General features: G+C 58.6%; 13 protein-coding genes and 2 pseudogenes. 8 read left to right on the top strand and 7 right to left on the bottom strand.

Features of this window, described 5'->3' with window-relative positions:
• Positions 1–380 precede the first annotated feature (380 nt).
• The gene (locus IB263_RS32810) at positions 381–1,247 is read left to right on the top strand and encodes an alpha/beta fold hydrolase (protein ID WP_110819832.1); all 867 of its coding nucleotides are present in this window, start codon (positions 381–383) and stop codon (positions 1,245–1,247) included.
• Positions 1,248–1,341: 94 nt separating this feature from the next.
• Positions 1,342–1,569, top strand: a pseudogene (locus IB263_RS34420) (CsbD family protein).
• Between the two features lie 321 nt (positions 1,570–1,890).
• On the opposite strand, the gene IB263_RS34415 reads toward IB263_RS34420, so the two are convergent.
• The 5 genes from IB263_RS34415 to IB263_RS32785 all read right to left on the bottom strand — a co-directional run bounded on the left by IB263_RS34415 (position 1,891) and on the right by IB263_RS32785 (position 10,884).
• Positions 1,891–2,331, bottom strand: coding sequence for a hypothetical protein (locus IB263_RS34415; RefSeq protein ID WP_246801983.1), 441 nt, complete (start codon positions 2,329–2,331; stop codon positions 1,891–1,893).
• Positions 2,332–2,586: 255 nt separating this feature from the next.
• On the bottom strand, positions 2,587–4,260 hold the full coding sequence (locus IB263_RS32800) for a response regulator (RefSeq protein ID WP_060520799.1): 1,674 nt from the start codon (positions 4,258–4,260) through the stop codon (positions 2,587–2,589).
• Between the two features lie 10 nt (positions 4,261–4,270).
• Positions 4,271–9,700: a HAMP domain-containing protein gene (locus tag IB263_RS32795; RefSeq protein WP_210337840.1), complete on the bottom strand. Its 5,430-nt coding sequence runs from the start codon at positions 9,698–9,700 to the stop codon at positions 4,271–4,273.
• A 333-nt stretch (positions 9,701–10,033) separates the two neighbouring features.
• A complete protein-coding gene (locus IB263_RS32790; protein WP_089046223.1) occupies positions 10,034–10,480 on the bottom strand; it encodes a hypothetical protein in 447 nt (148 codons plus the stop codon).
• A 44-nt stretch (positions 10,481–10,524) separates the two neighbouring features.
• The gene (locus IB263_RS32785) at positions 10,525–10,884 is read right to left on the bottom strand and encodes a hypothetical protein (protein WP_192439566.1); all 360 of its coding nucleotides are present in this window, start codon (positions 10,882–10,884) and stop codon (positions 10,525–10,527) included.
• A 462-nt stretch (positions 10,885–11,346) separates the two neighbouring features.
• Here IB263_RS32785 and IB263_RS34410 point away from each other — a divergent pair, with 462 nt between their 5' ends.
• The 6 genes from IB263_RS34410 to IB263_RS32755 all read left to right on the top strand — a co-directional run bounded on the left by IB263_RS34410 (position 11,347) and on the right by IB263_RS32755 (position 16,284).
• The gene (locus IB263_RS34410) at positions 11,347–11,814 is read left to right on the top strand and encodes a hypothetical protein (protein WP_246811156.1); all 468 of its coding nucleotides are present in this window, start codon (positions 11,347–11,349) and stop codon (positions 11,812–11,814) included.
• 418 nt (positions 11,815–12,232) lie between these two features.
• The gene (locus IB263_RS32775; RefSeq protein ID WP_089046304.1) at positions 12,233–12,538 is read left to right on the top strand and encodes a hypothetical protein; all 306 of its coding nucleotides are present in this window, start codon (positions 12,233–12,235) and stop codon (positions 12,536–12,538) included.
• A gap of 1,491 nt (positions 12,539–14,029) precedes the next feature.
• Entirely contained in the window at positions 14,030–14,359 is a 330-nt protein-coding gene (locus IB263_RS32770) for a hypothetical protein (RefSeq protein WP_192439565.1), read from the top strand.
• Between the two features lie 864 nt (positions 14,360–15,223).
• The gene (locus tag IB263_RS32765) at positions 15,224–15,565 is read left to right on the top strand and encodes a hypothetical protein (RefSeq protein ID WP_146243048.1); all 342 of its coding nucleotides are present in this window, start codon (positions 15,224–15,226) and stop codon (positions 15,563–15,565) included.
• 113 nt (positions 15,566–15,678) lie between these two features.
• Positions 15,679–15,897 (top strand): hypothetical protein, encoded by a 219-nt coding sequence (locus IB263_RS32760; RefSeq protein WP_060609062.1) that lies wholly within the window; start codon positions 15,679–15,681, stop codon positions 15,895–15,897.
• Positions 15,898–16,101: 204 nt separating this feature from the next.
• A complete protein-coding gene (locus tag IB263_RS32755) occupies positions 16,102–16,284 on the top strand; it encodes a hypothetical protein (RefSeq protein WP_060609066.1) in 183 nt (60 codons plus the stop codon).
• Between the two features lie 249 nt (positions 16,285–16,533).
• Here IB263_RS32755 and IB263_RS32750 read toward each other — a convergent pair.
• Positions 16,534–17,656, bottom strand: a pseudogene (locus tag IB263_RS32750) (zinc-dependent alcohol dehydrogenase).
• Positions 17,657–17,854: 198 nt separating this feature from the next.
• Positions 17,855–18,757: a hypothetical protein gene (locus IB263_RS32745; protein WP_060609069.1), complete on the bottom strand. Its 903-nt coding sequence runs from the start codon at positions 18,755–18,757 to the stop codon at positions 17,855–17,857.
• Between the last annotated feature and the right edge of the window lie 10 nt (positions 18,758–18,767).

Here is an 18,767-nt window from a genome sequence, read left to right as displayed (position 1 = left end):
GCTTTCGCCCCCAAGCGGACGCTTCCGCGCTTGTCGAGCGTAACTGCTGGAAGGGTTTCATGCCGCCGCTATCCCTCCGTGTGGCTTTCTTCGACCATTGACGGGCGAGAATTCGCCAAAAGCGCCGAAGTAAAATTCCCACGTTGCGCCGACGGGAGACACAAATGGACGAAGTCCTGCGGACGTGATGATGGCCAGAATGGGCGGCGTGACAGGGCGTCGGACGTGTTCCGAATGCTAACCCGTGGGGCCCACGATTTGTTGGGGGAGGCAGACACTCGGTTGGAACTATCGGACTTTGCTAGAGGTTCTTCGGTTACTAACCGATCTGCGGCCCCGGATATAATGCAAACCGGCCCCATGGCACTCATGGCACCACCATGTTCGAGGGCTTCAAACTTGAAACGATACCTGTAACAGCTGGCCAGCTGCGGGTGCGACATGGCGGAAGCGGTCCGCCTGTTCTATTGCTTCACGGCCACCCCCGGACCCACGTCACCTGGTGGAAGGTGGCGGAGCGGCTGGCAGACACCTTTCGGGTTATCTGTCCAGATCTGCCGGGATTTGGTCAATCCTATGTTCCGCAGGATACGCCTGACCACTCCGGCTCGTCGAAACGGGCCAAGGCTGCCGCATGCGTCGAGCTGATGGGGGCGCTTGGACATACTCAATTTGCCGTTGTCGGGCATGATCGTGGCGCCTACACCGCGTTTCGGCTCGCAATGGATCATCCCGACAGCGTCACGCACCTGGTCGTACTCGACGCTGTTCCAATCCTGGAAGCTCTCGAACGAACTGGTGAGCAGTTTGCGAGAAAATGGTGGCATTGGTTTTTCTTTGCCGTCCCTGATAAGCCGGAACGCGCAATCCTTGCCGATCCGGATGCGTGGTACGGCGGCGAAATGGAACCGATGGGTCAGGCTGCCTATGAGGACTTCCGAGCCGCCACCCGCAATCCTTCCGTTGTTCACGGTATGCTTGAAGACTACCGGGCTGGGCTGGGTGTCGATAGGCAACACGACCTCGCCGATCGGCGGGCCGGCCGGTTGATCGAGTGCCCGATGTTGTGTCTATGGTCCAGGTTGGACGACCTCGCGGATCTCTACGATGATGTTCTGGCGGTCTGGAGCCCCCGGGCAACGAAGGTCGAGGGCCACTCCATCAGTTCAGGCCATCATATGGCTGAGGAAGCACCCGAGGAATTGTCGAAGGCACTTGCTCGCTTCCTAAGCCAAATCGAAATCTAGTCCTCTTCTTCAGCCTCACACCCGCCAGCCATCCCGCGAAGCGAAGCAGCCATTAGGTCGATCACCCTCCTCAAACCCCAATCTGGACAAACCGGTGAACAAAGGAGCCGCCAGGCGTTTCGCCGCCGGATCGCATGAAGGTAACTGCAAGCAATTCAACGGGAAAATCAAGGAAAGTGGGGCAAACTCACCGACGACGATCTTGATCAAGTAAGGGGAAAAACAAGATCAGCTAGAAGTGAAGATTCAGGAGCCTTACGGCCTCGAGAAGAATCGCGTCCGGCAAGACATCGACGACTGGTATGGCCGGCAAACCTGGTGACGTTGTCTGCCCGCCTTGGCGGGGCGGACTATTTTGATTTAGGAGCGGCGGGAACCGTTTGGAGCGAAGCTTTCCGCGTCCGGCACCAAATCAGAGGTTGGGGCAGCTTAAAAGACCGCGTGGCACGAAGGCGACGTGGGCATTTTGAGACCCTCCGACTCCCTCGAGGGCCTCAAGGTTTTTTGGAGGTGGCTGCAGCGCTCGCGCCGCTGGAGTCGAGCGAAAGGAAGGGCAACCACTCCAATGCTCGATATATTGCATCAACACTCCGTCTGGCAACAGCGCCGGTTTGAAAAGGGAGTCTCCGAATCCGCTCACCCATCACATCGGGTCATTGCCTTTCATCGCATTCGACATGTGCGTTTTGCATTTGTCGCTGTCGTTTGATGCAAGCGCCTCCTTTGCCATGGCGAGTTCTTTGTTTGCGTAGTCCTTCTTCATCTCGTCTTTGATGCTCTTTACGTCCTTCTCGAGCTTCGACATGTTCGATTGGTCACACACGATATCCGATAGGGCAAATGCGGGAGGCGTCGCTGCAACAAACAGCGCAGCTGCCGTTAACATTGTTTTTAGCATCGTGAATCTCCTCTTGATCCAGTAGATGTTGGACCAACCATCGAGCCAAACTCCCGTTCCTTCGGCAAAGTACACATCGTCGTGATCGAGATGTGAGCTTGCAGCAAGCGCCTTTCTGAAGTGACGCCTGAGCTCAGTCTGCGCCCGCCGGGTTCCGCGTGAAAGATTTCGCAGCGATCGGCTCACCCCCCACGCCACCCGCAGCTTCTTTGATTATCGTCAGCTGGAAACGTTGAAGTGGCTTGGCACGCGCGAGCTATGGATAGAGGCTGTCGCCTAGCGGCGTTCGGAAACAGTCATCCAAGCCGATGCGGCGGACCAGACATCGGCTGTGTCCTTCCTGTCGGGCGGCGATTCCCTTTTGGCCGTCTACTACTTCAACAGCCGCGAGAATTCCGAACGCTTCATCATTGCTGCGATGTTCAGCACGTGACGAAGTTCTCAAGCGGCTGTGGCCCGGTGGGCCACCGCGCGTCCGATCGTTGTTTGTAGTTCTTCCTGCGTAAACGGCTTTGTCATTCTCAAGAGCGCCTGAAGTCCCTCATCGTCGGGCAACTCAGAATATCCCGAAGCAAGGATCACTGGGAGACCCGGATAGGACGAGAAAATCAAACGTGCCAGCTCCGCACCCGTCATGCCTGGCATCGCCTGGTCGCTGATAACGAGATCGAACGTATGTCCCGATCCAAGGATCTCGAGTGCGGTGGCTGCCGAAGATGCCTCCACAACGGTATGGCCGAGATCCTCCAGCATAGCGGCTGTCCCCATACTGACGAGAACATCGTCGTCGACTACAAGTACCCTCAAAGGACTTTGGACTTGCGAAACCTCGAGCGCGGTGGTTTCCAAGGGCGTGCTCGCCGGCACGGAATCTTCGGCGACGGGCAACCAAAGCGCGACGGTAGTGCCTTCGTCCTTTCTACTCGAAAGGCTCAAGGCACCGCCGGATTGAGCTGCAAGGCCGTGGACCATCGACAAGCCGAGCCCCGTCCCTTTTCCCTGCCCCTTGGTGGTAAAAAATGGCTCGGTCGCGCGCGCCACAGTGGCCTCGTCCATGCCTTCACCGCTGTCCGAAACCGTTATTCGCACGTAGCGACCCGGCTTGAGGTTAACGGGCATCGATGTTAAATCCTCCTCAGCCGACACGACAAGCGTGCCGCCACCTACCATCGCATCGCGAGCGTTCACGAACAGGTTGAGCAAGGCAAGCTCGAGCTGGTTGCGATCGACGAGCAACGGCGGAAGAGATGCGGGAATGTGTTTTCGCACGTCGATGCCGGGGCCAAGAGCGCGGACGAGTATGTCTTCAATGTTTTGAAAAAGATCGAGGAAATCGATCGGTTGAGGTTTCAGTTCCTGACGACGGGCGAACGCCAGCAAGCGTTGGGTCAATGCGGCACCACGCTCGGCCGCCTGGATCGAGTTTTCGACCAGCCGCTCGCTCTTACCTCCCTGAGGGAGCTGCTTCTTCAAAAGCTTCAAACTGCCGAGGATCGCCATCAGCAGGTTGTTGAAGTCATGAGCAACACCGCCAGTCAATTGACCCACGGTGTCGAGCTTTTGCGCTTCGAACAGTTGCGCAAGCGCTGCCTCTCGTTCGCGCGTCCTCTGTTCGATGCGCTGTTCGAGTTCCTCATTGAGCTGCCGGAGTTCGGTCGCAGACGCCTCCAGCTCGGCTGTGCGCTCGCGGACTCGGTTCTCGAGTTCCGCATTGAGACGTTCGAGCTCGCGGGTCTTGCGGTAGAGATCCGCAAAGACCCTAACCTTGGCACGTAGGACATCCGGTACGATCGGGACCGAAACATAATCGACAGCGCCAGCGGCGTAACCGCGCAATCGGTCGGGTTCCGCCATCATGACGGCCGACACGAAGATGATCGCCGTGTTTTGGTATCGCGGATGCTCGCGGATCATGCTGACGAGTTCGAACCCGTCCTGTTCCGGCATGCACACATCGACCAGGATTACGGCGATGTCACTTCGAAGAAGATGCTCCAGAGCTTCCCGTCCGGATTGCGCCTTCAGGAGATTTTCACCCAGATCCTGGAGGACCACTTCGTAGCTCAGCAATTTCGTCGGTTGATCATCGACAAGAAGAATGTTGACAGGATTCATGCCCAAACCCTCAACGATGAAGCCACATACGAAGAGCTGCCAGCAGTTGCTCAGTATTGACCGGCTTTGCAAGGTAATCCGAAGCGCCTGCCTCCAGGCATTTCTCGCGATCTCCCTTCATCGCCTTGGCCGTGAGCGCAAGGATGGGAAGCCTGCGGAATTTCGAATCCGATCGAATGACCTGCATGGTTTCATAGCCGTCCATCCCGGGCATCATGATATCCATGAGAACGATGGCAACGCCTGGTTCGTTTTGAAGGACCTCGATGGCTTCGCTGCCGGTCGTCGCTGTCAGCACCCGCATACCCCGCCGTTCCAGCACGCTGCTTAGCGCAAAAATATTACGCGCATCGTCATCGACGAGCAACACGGCCTCCCCGAGCAGATCCTCATCCGAACTGTGCAGCTCTTCGAGCATGGTTTGCTTCGCCGCGGGCATGTCAGCTACCACCCGATGGAGGAACAACGCGGTTTCGTCGAGGAGTCTTTCCGGCGATTCCACTCCCTTCACGACGACGCTGCGTGCCATGGAGTGTAGTCGTGCGTCTTCCTCCGGAGAGAGTTCTCGCCCCGTGAATACGACAACCGGCACTTCAACGATGTCATCGTCGTCCCGAATCTTCTCCAGAACCTCAAAGCCGGTCATGTCGGGGAGCGTCAGGTCTAGAACCACACAGTCGATGGGATCGTTACGGAGGGCGACCAGAGCCTCCGCACCGGACCCCACGCTCGCAATGTCGATGTCATGGTCACCAAGGAGTGCGGTGACGCTCATGCGCTCGGCCTCGTTGTCTTCGACGAGAAGGAGGCGTTTGCGACGGGGCTCGGCGTAGTTTCTTAATCGCGAAAAAGCCTTGCCCACGCTATGTGCGGTGGTGGGCTTGGTCATGAACGCGAAGGCACCTCGCGCGAGGCCGTGCTGCCGGTCTTCATCGAGACTGATGATCTGGACCGGGATGTGTCGTGTTGCCGCGCTCTGCTTCAAATGGCTCAGTACGGTCCATCCGAGCATGTCCGGCAAGAAGATGTCGAGCGATATCGCGGCGGGTTTGAACTCATGGGCGAGATCCAATGCGTCGCTACCGCGGCTGGCGACCAGGACCTTGAAGCCGTTGTCACGGGCAAGGTCGACAAGAACCCGCGCATAGTGAGCGTCGTCTTCGATGATCAGAAGAACAACGTCGCCGGGTTCAATCACGCCGCGATCATCATCCATCTGTTCAGCCACTTTCTCGCCGCGCCATGCGGCTGCAGCCTCCGCCAGTTGCACCACATTGGTTGGAGCAGGAACAGATTTGAGCGCCGTCGACGCACCCACATATGTCAGCGGTAGAAAGAGCGTGAAGGTGCTGCCGATCCCGGGGGTGCTGCGCAACTGAATTTCTCCGCCAAGGAGGTTTGCTAGTTCTCGACTAATGGCGAGACCGAGCCCGGTGCCGCCGTATTTGCGGCTGGTCGAAGCGTCAGCCTGCTGAAATGCCTCGAAGATAATGCGTTGCTTCTCCGGCAAAATGCCGATCCCGGTGTCAGACACTTCGAACGCGATCACTGAGGGAGCGTGTTGGAGCGAGGGGTGATCCGAAGACCAGCCCTCCGTTGCCGCGGTCACCCGTAGCGTCACGCCGCCCTCTGCGGTGAACTTGAACGCGTTCGACAGCAGGTTCTTGAGGATCTGCTGCAATCGCTTGGAGTCTGTGATGACGCTTCTGGGAACGTCGTCGCCGATCTCCACCAAATAGCTGAGGTTGCGGTTTTCGGCCTCGTGGCGGAATGGCCTCGACATCATCTCCAGCAGGTTGTTGATGAATATCTCCTCAGCATCGACCGAAACCGTCCCGGACTCGATCTTCGAAAGGTCCAAGATATCGCTGATGAGGTTGAGGAGATCGGTGCCGGCTCCGTGAATTGTCTTGGCGAACTCCACTTGCTTACCCGACAGATTTCCGTCGGGATTGTCGCTTAGTTGCTGACCCAGAATGAGGATCGAGTTTAGCGGCGTCCGCAGCTCGTGGGACATGTTGGCAAGGAACTCGGATTTGTATTTCGATGTCAGTGCAAGTTCGGTCGCTTTTTCTTCCAGAGCCCGGCGGGCTTGCTCGATTTCCTGGTTCTTGCCTTCGACCTCGACGTTTCGCTCTTCGAGCTGCTGTGCTTTTTGTTCAAGTTGCTCGTTGGTCTGCTGCAACTCTCTCTGTTGGGTTTGAAGTTCCGTTGCCAGCTGCTGCGATTGCTTCAACAGTCCCTCTGTCTGCATGTTCGCTTCAATCGAGTTGAGCACAATCCCGATCGATGTCGTCAGCTGGTCCAGGAACGACAACTGCAGGTCTGTAAAATCGCCAGCCGAGGCTAGTTCGATGACTGCCTTGACCTGACCCTCGAATTGAACGGGCAGCACAATCGCGCTCTTGGGAAGTGCGGAAAACACGCCTGAACTGATCGGAACGACGTTGTCCGGCAGATTGGTAATGAGAATACGGCGTGCATCGCTCGCGCATTGTCCGATTAACCCCTGACCAAAATCCAGACGCGCCGGGTGGGTAGCATCGATCCCGTGGGCATAAGTCGACAAAAGCGAAAGTGTCGACCGGCGCTCGTCGCTATCAACCTTATAGATGACGCCCTGGTGTGCGCCGACCAGCGCTGCGAGCTCGGACAGCAGCATCCGCCCGACCAATGTCAGGTCGCGCTGCCCCTGCAACATATTGGTAAACCGGGCCAGGTTAGTCTTAAGCCAGTCTTGCTCGGTGTTGCGCTCCGTCGTGAGCCTTAGGTTGCCGATCATCGTGTTGATGTTGTCTTTCAACTCGGCCACCTCGCCGCGGGCCTCGACCTGGATTGAACGCGTCAGGTCACCTTTCGTCACAGCCGTCGCCACCTCAGCGATCGCTCTGACCTGCGTCGTCAGGTTTGCCGCGAGCAAGTTGACGTTGCCTGTGAGGTCTTTCCAGGTCCCGGCGGCGCCAGGAACGTTTGCCTGCCCGCCGAGCCGGCCCTCGACACCCACTTCGCGCGCCACGCTCGTGACCTGGTCGGCGAAGGTTGCAAGCGTACCCGTCATGTTGTTGATCGTCTCGGCAAGAGCGGCAACTTCGCCTTTGGAGGCAACCGTCAGGTTCTGCTTGAGGTCCCCGTTTGCAACAGCAGTCACCACCTTCACGATACCACGAACTTGCTCAGTCAGATTGGCAGCCATGACGTTTACCGTGTCGGTCAAGTCCTTCCAGGTTCCAGCGACACCCGGCACCTGCGCCTGTCCGCCGAGCTTTCCCTCGGTACCCACTTCGCGGGCCACACGCGTCACTTCGCCTGCAAAGGCGTTGAGCTGATCGACCATCGTGTTGATGGTGTTTTTGAGTTCGAGGATTTCCCCTTTGACGTCGACCGTGATCTTTCGGGAGAGATCACCGCGCGCGACAGCCGTGGTGACTTCGGCGATGTTGCGCACCTGGGTCGTCAGGTTGGCCGCAAGCAGATTGACGTTGTCGGTCAGATCTTTCCATGTGCCGGCGACACCGGGAACAACAGCCTGGCCACCCAGTCGGCCATCGGTACCGACCTCGCGCGCCACACGGGTCACCTCCCCCGCGAACGAGCGCAGCTGATCGACCATCGTGTTGAGCGTGTCCTTCAGGAGCAAGATTTCGCCGCGGACATCGACGGTGATCTTGCGCGACAAATCGCCGTTGGCAATCGCGGTCGCGACCTCGGCGATGTTGCGGACCTGGTCCGTCAGGTTGCCGGCCATCGAGTTGACGCTATCGGTCAAGTCCTTCCAGGTGCCCGCGACACCGGAGACCTGCGCCTGCCCCCCAAGCTTGCCCTCCGTCCCGACCTCGCGCGCCACGCGTGTAACCTCGCCGGCAAAGGCATTGAGCTGATCGACCATCGTATTGATGGTATTCTTGAGCTCTAGGATTTCGCCTTTGACGTCGACGGTGATCTTGCGCGAAAGATCGCCCCTTGCCACGGCCGTCGTGACTTCGGCAATGTTTCGCACCTGGCCCGTCAGGTTCGATGCCATGAAGTTCACATTTTCAGTGAGATCCTTCCAGGTGCCAGCAACGCCTGGAACCTGTGCTTGACCGCCAAGCTTGCCCTCGGTACCGACTTCGCGGGCGACGCGAGTAACTTCGGAAGCGAAACGGTTCAACTGGTCCACCATGGTGTTGAGCGTTTCTTTCAGTTGAAGGATCTCGCCTTTCACGTCGACGGTAATCTTGCGTGAAAGGTCGCCGTTGGCGATGGCGGTCGACACCTCGGCGATGTTTCGAACCTGAGCCGTGAGGTTACCAGCCATGGAATTCACACTGTCGGTCAAGTCCTTCCACGTGCCGGCAACGCCTGGGACTTGTGCTTGCCCGCCCAGACGCCCCTCGGTGCCAACCTCACGGGCGACGCGCGTTACCTCCCCTGCAAAGCCATTCAGCTGGTCGACCATCGTATTGATGGTTTCCTTGAGCTCAAGGATTTCTCCCGACACGTCGACAGTGATCTTGCGCGAGAGATCTCCTCGGGCAACCGCGGTCGTGACCTGTGCAATGTTTCGAACCTGGGCCGTTAGATTGCCGCACATGGCGTTGACGGAGTCCGTCAAGTCCTTCCAGGTCCCGGCAACGCCTGGCACGAGCGCTTGGCCGCCGAGCTTTCCTTCCGTTCCCACTTCGCGTGCAACACGCGTTACCTCCGAGGCGAAAGAGCGAAGCTGATCCACCATCGTGTTTATGGCCTCTTTCAACTGCAAGATTTCGCCGCGGACATCGACGGTGATCTTTTTCGACAGATCGCCGTTGGCAACCGCGATCGTAACCTCGGCGATATTGCGCACCTGTGCCGTCAGGTTTGACGCCATCGAGTTGACGCTTTCGGTGAGGTCCTTCCAGACGCCGGTGACTTCAGGGACCTGCGCCTGGCCGCCGAGCTTGCCATCAGTGCCGACTTCACGGGCGACGCGCGTGACTTCCGAGGTGAATACGCTGAGCTGTTTGATCATCGTATTGACGATATTCGCGGATCTTAAAAACTCCCCCTTGAGGAGGCGACCATCGACGTCGAGCGGAACGGTCTGCAAAAGATCGCCTTTGGCGACTGCGGCAATCGTACGGGTTACGGCAGCCGTGGGCCATACGAGATCATCGATCAGCGTATTGATGGAGTCTTCCATATCGGACCAGGACCCGTCGGAAAGCCCGAAGCGGACTCGGGTGCTTGTGCGTCCGTCGCGCCCCACCACTTGACCAACGTGCGCTAGCTGCTGAGCCATCTTCTGGTTGGCGGCGACCAGGTCGTTGAAGGTATCGGCTATCTTTCCTGTGATACCATCCAGGTCAAGCCTCATCCTGACCGAGAAGTCTCCTCGCTTCATCGCGAGCAGTGCTTCGAACAAGGCGCGTGCGTCTTCGCCCGCCATGATTGCCGGGTCCAGAGGATCGACTGAGCCCATATTGTCACGCCGGACATCGCCACTTTGTCTTCCCACCTTGGTGTTCTCCGTTGAGGCAAGATAGATCTACCGCTCGACCCACAAATTGCCATGGGCACCGCGCGGCTTGTTGGAACGCTCTGGTCCAATGGGACGCGATGCCTTCGACGAAGAAAAGCCAAGTTGCACAAAGCAGAAGAGGCGGGGGACATCCCGGTCAATGCCGCGCCACTTGTCTCGGCCCCCTTCTCAACATCAATGGGTGGAATGCAGACAGTACAAGGCGGTGGAAATTGTCTCCCCCGACCCAAGGTTGGTCGCAAGATGTTGGCGACGGTAACGGATTACATGATTCTACTCCTGAGTCGGCCGGATGTTGCCGACCGAGATCGCACCGGAAAGCACGCCCCTCCTGAGATCCGATCTTCCTCTTTCAATCTCGACCACGCTGTAAAGTTTTTCGGATCGAAACGCACTTGCCTGCAGCGTCGTTACGTCCTCCGCAGGAGCCGCGTCGACCTCCATGAAATCCAGCTCGCCGCCGGCCGCCACAACCCGGGCATCCCCGGCAGTGCGCGCAGCCACCACAACCACGCCGTGCGGTGGAGCGTTTGCCCAGCGGGGATCATTTGCCTCCGCAATGGGAACAAGCCGGTAGACGTTGAGGGTTTCGACCGCTTCACCAGTCGCAACAACTCGCGCGTCCGCCATTTGCGCCTGGCTTTCGAGCGAGCGTCCGAACGTGGTTCCAGGTGCTGTTGGCTGGCTATTTCTGTCATCCGTTCCATTGTCGTTCGACATAGGATCCTCCCGATGTATTCACCGTGGCCTTTTGCCTGTAGGGATCAGATTCTGCCGTCACGTCGAGCCGTAAGCAACCGTAGGATCGCTGCACCCGGTGCTCCGGGACGAAAGTGTTGAACCACGCGGGCGAGTACGAGCGTTGTCGCCGCCGCTATGACGATCCTCAACCACATATGGACGTCCCGGCGCGATGGAACGTCCAACCCCTCTGTTTTCGCGTGAATTGGCACCAGCCGCGCCTGCAATTGAGCGAGCTCTCGGCGCAATTCTGCGATCTGCTCCTGTGGGGAAGGGGAGGCTTCCGGCACCTGCTCGTCTGCAGGGCTTTCTTCCTCGAGCTCAGCCAGATGTTCTTGCAACTGCGCGAGGTTTTCAAACCCCTTTGCTTTGATATTTACCATTGCAACTTCTCCATCGGAACGAACTTGGCGGCCGGCCATCAGTGAAACCCGCACGAGAGACGGTGGTTCCGTCCAAATGTGAAAAGACACCTGCGCTCGTTCAAGGGTTGATAGAGTTCATCGCGCCAGACGCCGGGAGGAGTTCAGGTGGCGAATTCCTTGCAAGCCTGGGCAAGGCGGTTCATAGGCGATGAGCCTGTGGTTAGAGGGCCCCCCGCGAGAGGATTGTTACGTAACCTGGGTGAAGCGCGCGCAACGACGTCGGCTGCACGGATCTTCAGGAGTTTCCGATCGTGCGGCAACGGCTCCATGTCACGCCTTTTTGCCTGGCCGACGACGTACCCTCCGTTTGAAATTCCCAGGAACATTTTGAAAGGCCGAAGGTTTGCGCGCCAGTGATAGCGAATGCAGGTCCTTGCACTTCGCTGCCTGATCGCTCCGTCAGATACGAGGTCCGAGATCATGACATACATTGCATCCCCAAGAACTGCGAAGGGCACGTTGGAGAGGTCGGCCGACTGTTACCAGTGCTTCTCGTCCATTCTTTCAGCTCATGAAGGGCGGGACAGTTGGCAAGACTTCGAAACCGAATGGGTCGCCGCGGCCGTCGAGGCCGGATGGGAAGAAGATGAGGTTCGCGCAGCTTTGAAGAGATTTCGCTCGGCCGATGAGTCCGCGAGCGCGAGTTCAGCAATGCCTGACGCCGAACAAAAGTCGACCTCCGAGGCGCTCTCGGCTCAAGGGCCGAGGGATGAACAACCCGAGGGCAACGAGTCTGCGCGAGGGCTTCAAGAGAGTGCCCAACGAGAGGAGCGCCGGATTGAACTCCAAAAAGGAAGCCCCTTGGCAAAAGGGGAGGAACGTTTCGAGGAGCGTTCGCGAAGCTCCGACGGCAAAAGCGCGGGAGAGAAACAAGACCCTAAGGCATGAGGTGTCGCGATACCGGCGGGATCGAAGGGTTTGCAAATCCCTTGTTGGCTCACCCTCCCCTGTTCAATGTGGAAGCCTGCAAGCACGGACGCATGTCGAGCGGTATGAAAAGACTTACCACCACAAGCATCGCTGCGGCCAAGCAGGAGGCGATTGAAGCCGCGGGAGTTGCAGCCGATACTGTTTCCGCAGGCGCATTTCTCGGTCCTGGTGGTTGAACGCGGTGCTTTGCAGGGTGGGTTGGCGGCGTCTAACGAAACACGGCAATGACTTTACGCGAAGAGTGAGAGCAGTGGTCCGCAAGCATTTCTGATCCTACGAGGGGCAGGTCATTGACGATGACTGTGGCTTTTTATCTCGCTGGAAGAAACCACCTGGCAATTAGAGGATTGGACTGCTCGAAATCAAGGAACCGGACATGCATCTTATCCAGATCTTACTGCCTCTCAAACGACAAGATGGGCAACCGTTCGGTTCCCAAATGTTCGATACCGTTCGGCATCAACTTGCGGAGGCCTTCGGCGGCATAACGTTTTACAGGAATGCTCCCGCGGAAGGAAATTGGGTATCCGGAGCTGAAATGGAGCGTGATCAGATCGTTGTGGCGGAAGTAATGACAGAAAACCTCGACCAGCTATGGTGGCGGGTTTATCGCCATGAATTGGAGTGTGCGTTTGGCCAGCAAGAGATTGTCATTCGAGCGTTGCCGATCAAGCGGCTTTAAGTTCTTTCGCCGTCGCTGGAAGCTTTGTTAGTCAGGTTCACAAAGCAAGGATCGGGCTGCCAAGGCAGGCCTGTATCGAGCTGAAACTCGCCCCTGCCCGCAGTGACAAAACTTGAACCCATCAATCGATGGGAGAATGAAGGCGGCGTAATTGCACACTCACCTTTTGAGCACTCACCTTTGAGGCTTCGTCGAAGCCCGATATGGCGCGCACTCCACTCCTTTTATGCGAGATGTCAGTGCGCATTCGGCCCAAACTCGCAATCCAAGATCTTGGCCTCCAAGATCTTGCCTTCACACGAAGGGTCTTCGAAACGGCTTGCGCCAAAACGCAACATTCCACGTACCAGCAGGCCCGCTGACCTGCTTGCAAACTTCATCGCGATGAGTATCGGTTTGGAAATACGGATGAAACCTCCCTACCAGAACGCTATCTGGTTCGGAACCGCCGGGTTGCGCCTGCTGCTGAGGGCAGCTCACCCAAGTTGCGGCAAACGCGACAGGGTAAAGGTCGGGCGGGCCTGCGCAAACCTGGCGTTTTCAAAAGCGAAGCGAGACAGGCTCTCGATTCCGCCATCGGGCTTCAGTCCCATATGGCCGCGTAAAAGTTTCAGGCTGGTGGTCCTCCGCCGCCGAGGGAACATTCCGCATCGGCAACCGTTCTCGAATACCGATGATCGATTCCCGCAACGGATCAAAGGCAGGGCTTCCATCGATAGTTTTAAGAATGGAGTCCTATTGTGTAGCACGGTTCGTATACCACGCGCGCTCTAAGACCCCGTCCAAAGGGACGGGGTCATTTCTTTTGGCGCGCAGGTACTATTTCAAGATGCGAGTGTTCTCACTTTGTCTTGATACCGTTTCCCCGATAGAGGGTTAGGCGCAGGGCTCCCACAAATTTCCCCAGTGAAGTCTCTCGACAAGATCCCCTAGCCTCGTCGCGCCCCGACGGGGCCATTCCTTTTCATGCCCCCAAGATTTCGCGGAAGCAGTTTGCTTCGTTTAGACACGACGGTCGCAGCATCTCGTTGTTCAACCGGAGGAACTAAAGCTCGCCCCTAAACGGCGCCCAAAACACTCAGGATAGTACCCTAGCCCTGTAGGCAAGTTTTTAAGCCGAGTCGTCCGACGGAACCTTTCTCCTCACCAAAGATTACATAACATATAGCTAAATTAGTGAGGTCGAAATGAACACGATACATAGACTTCTGATAAGCACCGGTCTGACCGTGGTGTCGGCAGGTTTCTTATTCATAGCCGTCCCGGCGCAAGGGAAAATCGCCGAGCGCTCCATTTTCCCGGGTCAGTGTGGCCCGATTGGAGACGCAAACAAGATCAATGGAGCCGGAGGAGCACAATGTGAGCGATTGCCGGCGACAAACGCAATCGCCCCGACAACAACGAATGGCAAAACGGATCGGACCGCCACCAGTCCGGGCGGTAACACCAACCCGGGTACTCCTGTTAGCGGCGGTGATCCCGGCACCGGCAGTGGCGGTGATCCCGGCACCGGCAGCGGCGGCGATCCTGGCACCGGCAGTGGCGGCGATCCCGGCACCGGCAGCGGCGGTGATCCCGGCACTGGCAGCGGCGGTGATCCTGGCACCGGCAGCGGCGGTGATCCGGGCACCGGCAGCGGCGGCGATCCTGGCACCGGCGGCGGCGGTGATCCCGGCACCGGCAGCGGCGGTGATCCTGGCACCGGCAGTGGCGGCGATCCTGGCACCGGCAGTGGCGGCGATCCCGGCACCGGCAGTGGCGGCGATCATGGCACCGGCAGCGGCGGGGATCCCGGCACTGGTTCAACGGGTGATTGAATAACAATCAAAACCCCGCCCCCCGCGGGCCACACTTGCCCGCCCTCTGGAGGCGCTGCCTTTTACCGTTGCCTACCACTTCAAAAACTACGCGCCTGATGGCCTTAGCGAAACTGAGGCCCAGCGCCATCGCCGCACAGAGACAGGAACCGATCAAGGTCGGGAAGGGCCCAGCGTTTTTCCAACCTCCTGGCCCAACAAAGCACACTGTCCTCGGCCCCGTCGTTGACTTCAGGACCGTTTCTTATTGGAGGCCAGGAACTCTCATAACGAAAGCGTTTCTCAATTGTCCTTATCCCGTTTCCCCGATCGAGATCAGGCCCGAGCTTCACGATCGTCCCCAAGTGAAGTCTCTTCGATAAGCGCCTCTGGCCTCGTCGTCCCGCGACGGGGCCATTCCTTTTTGTGATCGCTCGGTCGCTTCCAGGCTCCGTTTCTCCGTGCCAGCCCCTAGCAATAGACTATTCGCGCAGCGATTTTATTACTCCGCCCTGGACTGACAACGACACCAGAACAGCCTTTCCGTTCCTGCGGTTCGCTTTCAGACGCGGGCCAAGATCCTCCACATGGGACCTTGGTCCCACAGGCGCTGACAAAGGTCCCATGCCACGCGTCGGACGGAACCATTTCCCTCACTCAAGTTTATTTTGCATGAAGCTAATTTAGTGAGGCGAAAATGAACGCGATACGTGAACTTCTGATAAGCACCGGTCTGGCCCTGGTGTCGGCCGGGTTTTTATCGACAGCCACCCCAGCACAAGGACAGATGATTGAGCGCTCCGTTTTCCCCGGGCAGTGCAGTCCCCGTGGGCCGGCAAACCGGATGGTCGAGGCTGCAGAAGAACAATGCGAGCCGCTGTCGGCCGCGGTGACAAGTGCAATCGTCCCGACAATATCGAAAGGCAATCCGGGTAAGACCGACACCAAAACGGGTGCTGGCAGAAACCCAGGCACCCCATCTACCGGTGGCGGCGGCCCCGGCGCTGGCGATCTGGGCCACGGCAATGTTGGCGACCCCGGCACGGGCGGGGGTGATCCGGACCACGGCGGTGGCGGCGACCCCGGCACGGGCGGTGGTGATCCGGGTCACGGCGGTGGCGGCGACCCCGGCACGGAGGGGGATGATCCGGGCCACGGCGGTGGCGGCGACCCCGGCACTGGTGACGGTCCCGCTCACGGTAGTGGCGATCCCGGTCACGCAGGTGAATGACCAGATTAATCGTGTCCAGCGGGTTACGCGTGAGCTTCGCTCCTATCGATCCGGGCGGCCGCTCAGTTCCCCGCCCTCAGAGTAGGGCCAAACATGACTGAAGGCGACGTCAGATGGACGCCAGCGAAATCCCGTTCTTCGTCTCTGACCTCATCGAAGCAGCCTGCGACGTCCCTGCTGTCGGCCACGACAGCTACGTGATTGGCGAAGTTCAGGAGCACTCTTCAACGCAGGAATTGCTGAACCAAACGGAGATCGCGCCACCTGAGGTGGGAGTTGGTGGCCGATCGGCCTATAGAGCTAGTCAGCATTCGCGCCCATCGTGTACCTGACGAGGCAGAATTGAAGGTGAGAAGCCACCTTTTTCGTCGGCCGAGGTTACAAGGTCTGCTTCTGATCCCTCGTTGACACCGGAGCCTTGTGGGCTCGTTAGTCGCCTTTCGGGGCCAGCTTTTTCGCGATCAAATGACATGGAAACCCTCCGTATGCGGAACCCGCACCTATCCAGGGCCGTTGTACTGGGAAGGAGTATCGCTATGGCAACCAAAGTCACCAATGCAAAGCCTGAGCAGGCGAAGCCGGAAGACGTCCATCACCCCGCCGATCGCAAAAAGCACCGCGACGAGGAATCGATCGCGCCGCCAACCGTTCAACCTCCTGACGCCAAGGATACGAGTGAAAAACCGGAAGTGAACCCTGTCACTGGTGTAGCGACCTAAGCTCAGGCCTCTTCTACTTGTCTCGCGCGACCGTTCTGGCATCTTTGTCGTTGCTGTTATGCCGACGACCGCCCTCGGCCCGTTAACGGCTCGCCCCCCTGTTTCCTAGCGCACGCCGTGACCCGTCAAGAATGACGAGGGCTTTGCGAGAGCATTTTGTCGCAAATGCCGACAATGTTGATGCTCGGGGTCGTTCTCGTTGCCTGGGCACGGTCGTCTGTGTCCTTTCCCCGCGGCCGCCGTGAACCGTCAGGCGGTCAGCACTACCTTGATGCAACCATCCCTCTTATCACGGAAGGTCTCGTAGAGACCGGGACCATCCTCAAGCGTCGCACGGTGCGTGATGATAAAGCCGGGGTCGATTTCGCCCTCTTCGATCCGGCGAAGCAGCTCGAGCGAATAGCGATTGACATGCGTCTGCCCCGTCCGGATGGTCAGCCCCTTGTTCATCGCCGCGCCGAACGGAATTTTGTCGAGAACGCCCCCGTAGACGCCAGGCACGGAGACGATTCCGCCCGGCCGACACGCCATAATCGCCGCGCGCAGCACGTGGGGTCGGTCGGTTCCCATCAGTGTCGCTGCTTTAACTTTGTCAACGATGGCGTCAAACGAGGCGGTGGCATGAGACTCGGCGCCAACTGCGTCGATGCACTTCTCCGCGCCATGCCCGCCAGTCATTTCCTTGATATAATCGGGAATCGTGCAGTCGATTTCATCGAAATTGATGATTTCGGCGCCAGCCGACTGCGCCAGAGCGAGCCGCTCCGGTACATTATCAGTGGCAATGACGCGGGCGGCGCCCTGCATGAATGCGCTTTTAATGCAAAACTGGCCGACCGGGCCACATCCCCACACCGCGACAATGTCGCTGGCTTCGATCTCGCAATTCGCAGCGGCCATCCAACCGGTTGGAAAGATGTCGCCGAGAAAGAGAGCCTGCTCATCGGTCATTCCGCCCGGAATGATGATAGGCGAAATATCGGCATAGGGGACGCGGACGTACTCGGCCTGACCGCCGGCGTAAGCGCCGGTTAGATGAGAATAGCCGAACAGACCCGCTGTCGGATAGCCGAATGCCTTCGCCGCGTTCTCGGGGGTACGATTGCTGCGCTCGCATAGAGACCAGTTGCCTTTGAGACATTGCGGACATTCGCCACAGCAAATCGTAAAGGGCACGACGACCCGATCACCAACTTTGAGCTTCTTGTTGTCGCTCCCGACTTCGACGACCTCGCCCATGAACTCGTGACCCAAAGCCGCAGATTGCGCAGGCCGTCATCTTGATGATCGCATCGCGGCTATCCTCGATCTGCGGGTCGGGGACGCTGTCACACCGGATGTCGTTCTTACCATGCCAGCAAAGGGCTTTCATCGTGGTCTCCTTTGGATCAGTTGGGTCAGACCTGCCAAGCACCTTGGTCTTCGTCGTGACGACGAGCAGTAGAGCAAGCAGAGCGATAGTGAAATCGCGGCGCCGCCTACACGTCGATCAGCGATGCCGAGGCAACCATTGCCCCGGCAAAAAGGACGTCGAGGAAGAGGTAGAATGCAAAGCTTAGCTAAAGGACCCTCAGGAAAGCGTTTCGAGGTCATCCCGTTGTCGTCCACCAAGGGCGGCTGCGGCACTCGCTATGAATGCTCCGATGATGAGAGATAAGGCGCCGACAAGGGCAAATGTCGCAGCCGCCTTTCGGGCAGCGTCAGCAGCTTTTTGAGCGGCGACCTTGGCCTCTTCGATCCGCGCAAGTACCGTATCGACCCGGGTTGTCGCATCGGCCTCCGATAACCCGGTACGTGCCGCGACCAACTGGGCCAGATACGTCTTGTCCTCCGGCGACATTTCGCCAGCCGCAGCGCTCGCGACCAGAATTCGGGAAGCTTGCGCTGCTGCGGCTCCATCGCCCTCGGCGCCCGGCGCCGTCAGGCGAGCGGGATCGGTTGGACGGAAAAGGGAGTCGACAAAATAAGACGGCATCCCGTTCGAATCGCCCACCTCAGGACCGCTCGTTGCGCCCGCTGACGCCCCAAGGGCCGCGCCTGACGCGACTGAGGAAACTGCCTTCACCCCCGTTCCGACTGCAGCGGAGGTGGCGGAGCCGAGGACGAACACGACAAGCATCGTTGCTAGCGCCCAGGCCAGAAAACCATGCGCTGTATCACGGAAAAAGGTCTCGTCGGTATGAAGCCCGACCCATTTGGTGCGCAAGCGCCCGGTCAGATAGCCGCCCAGGCCCGACGAGAGCCATTGGACGATCACCAGCCAGATGGCGCTTGAGACCGCGAAAGTGGTGGCGCTGGCGGATTCCCCAGACCACGGTGATATCAATGTAAGGCCAAGGCCTGAGCCAACGAGCATGAGAATGAGCGTCAATGTAGAGGCCGCGAAGGCACCTGCAATGATCGGCGCCCAGCTGACGGCTGGAACGGATGATTCGGCCGGTGTTGAAACATCGGCAAGCACTGACGGTGCCATGGCAGCCTCC

Source organism: Ensifer sp. ENS03, assembly GCF_014852035.1.
In the GTDB taxonomy this organism is placed as follows: domain Bacteria; phylum Pseudomonadota; class Alphaproteobacteria; order Rhizobiales; family Rhizobiaceae; genus Ensifer; species Ensifer adhaerens.
Note: the sequence above shows the minus strand (reverse complement) of the source record. Positions and strands in the feature narration are given on the sequence as shown.

What these genes read in the sequence shown, in the direction of transcription:
- IB263_RS32810 (WP_110819832.1), top strand. Translation starts at nt 381, where the DNA reads ATGTTCGAGGGCTTCAAACTTGAAACGATACCTGTAACAGCTGGCCAG.
- IB263_RS32800 (WP_060520799.1), bottom strand. Translation starts at nt 4,260, where the DNA reads ATGAATCCTGTCAACATTCTTCTTGTCGATGATCAACCGACGAAATTG.
- IB263_RS32795 (WP_210337840.1), bottom strand. Translation starts at nt 9,700, where the DNA reads ATGGGCTCAGTCGATCCTCTGGACCCGGCAATCATGGCGGGCGAAGAC.
- IB263_RS32790 (WP_089046223.1), bottom strand. Translation starts at nt 10,480, where the DNA reads ATGTCGAACGACAATGGAACGGATGACAGAAATAGCCAGCCAACAGCA.
- IB263_RS32785 (WP_192439566.1), bottom strand. Translation starts at nt 10,884, where the DNA reads ATGGTAAATATCAAAGCAAAGGGGTTTGAAAACCTCGCGCAGTTGCAA.
- IB263_RS34410 (WP_246811156.1), top strand. Translation starts at nt 11,347, where the DNA reads ATGACATACATTGCATCCCCAAGAACTGCGAAGGGCACGTTGGAGAGG.
- IB263_RS32775 (WP_089046304.1), top strand. Translation starts at nt 12,233, where the DNA reads ATGCATCTTATCCAGATCTTACTGCCTCTCAAACGACAAGATGGGCAA.
- IB263_RS32760 (WP_060609062.1), top strand. Translation starts at nt 15,679, where the DNA reads ATGGACGCCAGCGAAATCCCGTTCTTCGTCTCTGACCTCATCGAAGCA.
- IB263_RS32755 (WP_060609066.1), top strand. Translation starts at nt 16,102, where the DNA reads ATGGCAACCAAAGTCACCAATGCAAAGCCTGAGCAGGCGAAGCCGGAA.
- IB263_RS32745 (WP_060609069.1), bottom strand. Translation starts at nt 18,757, where the DNA reads ATGGCACCGTCAGTGCTTGCCGATGTTTCAACACCGGCCGAATCATCC.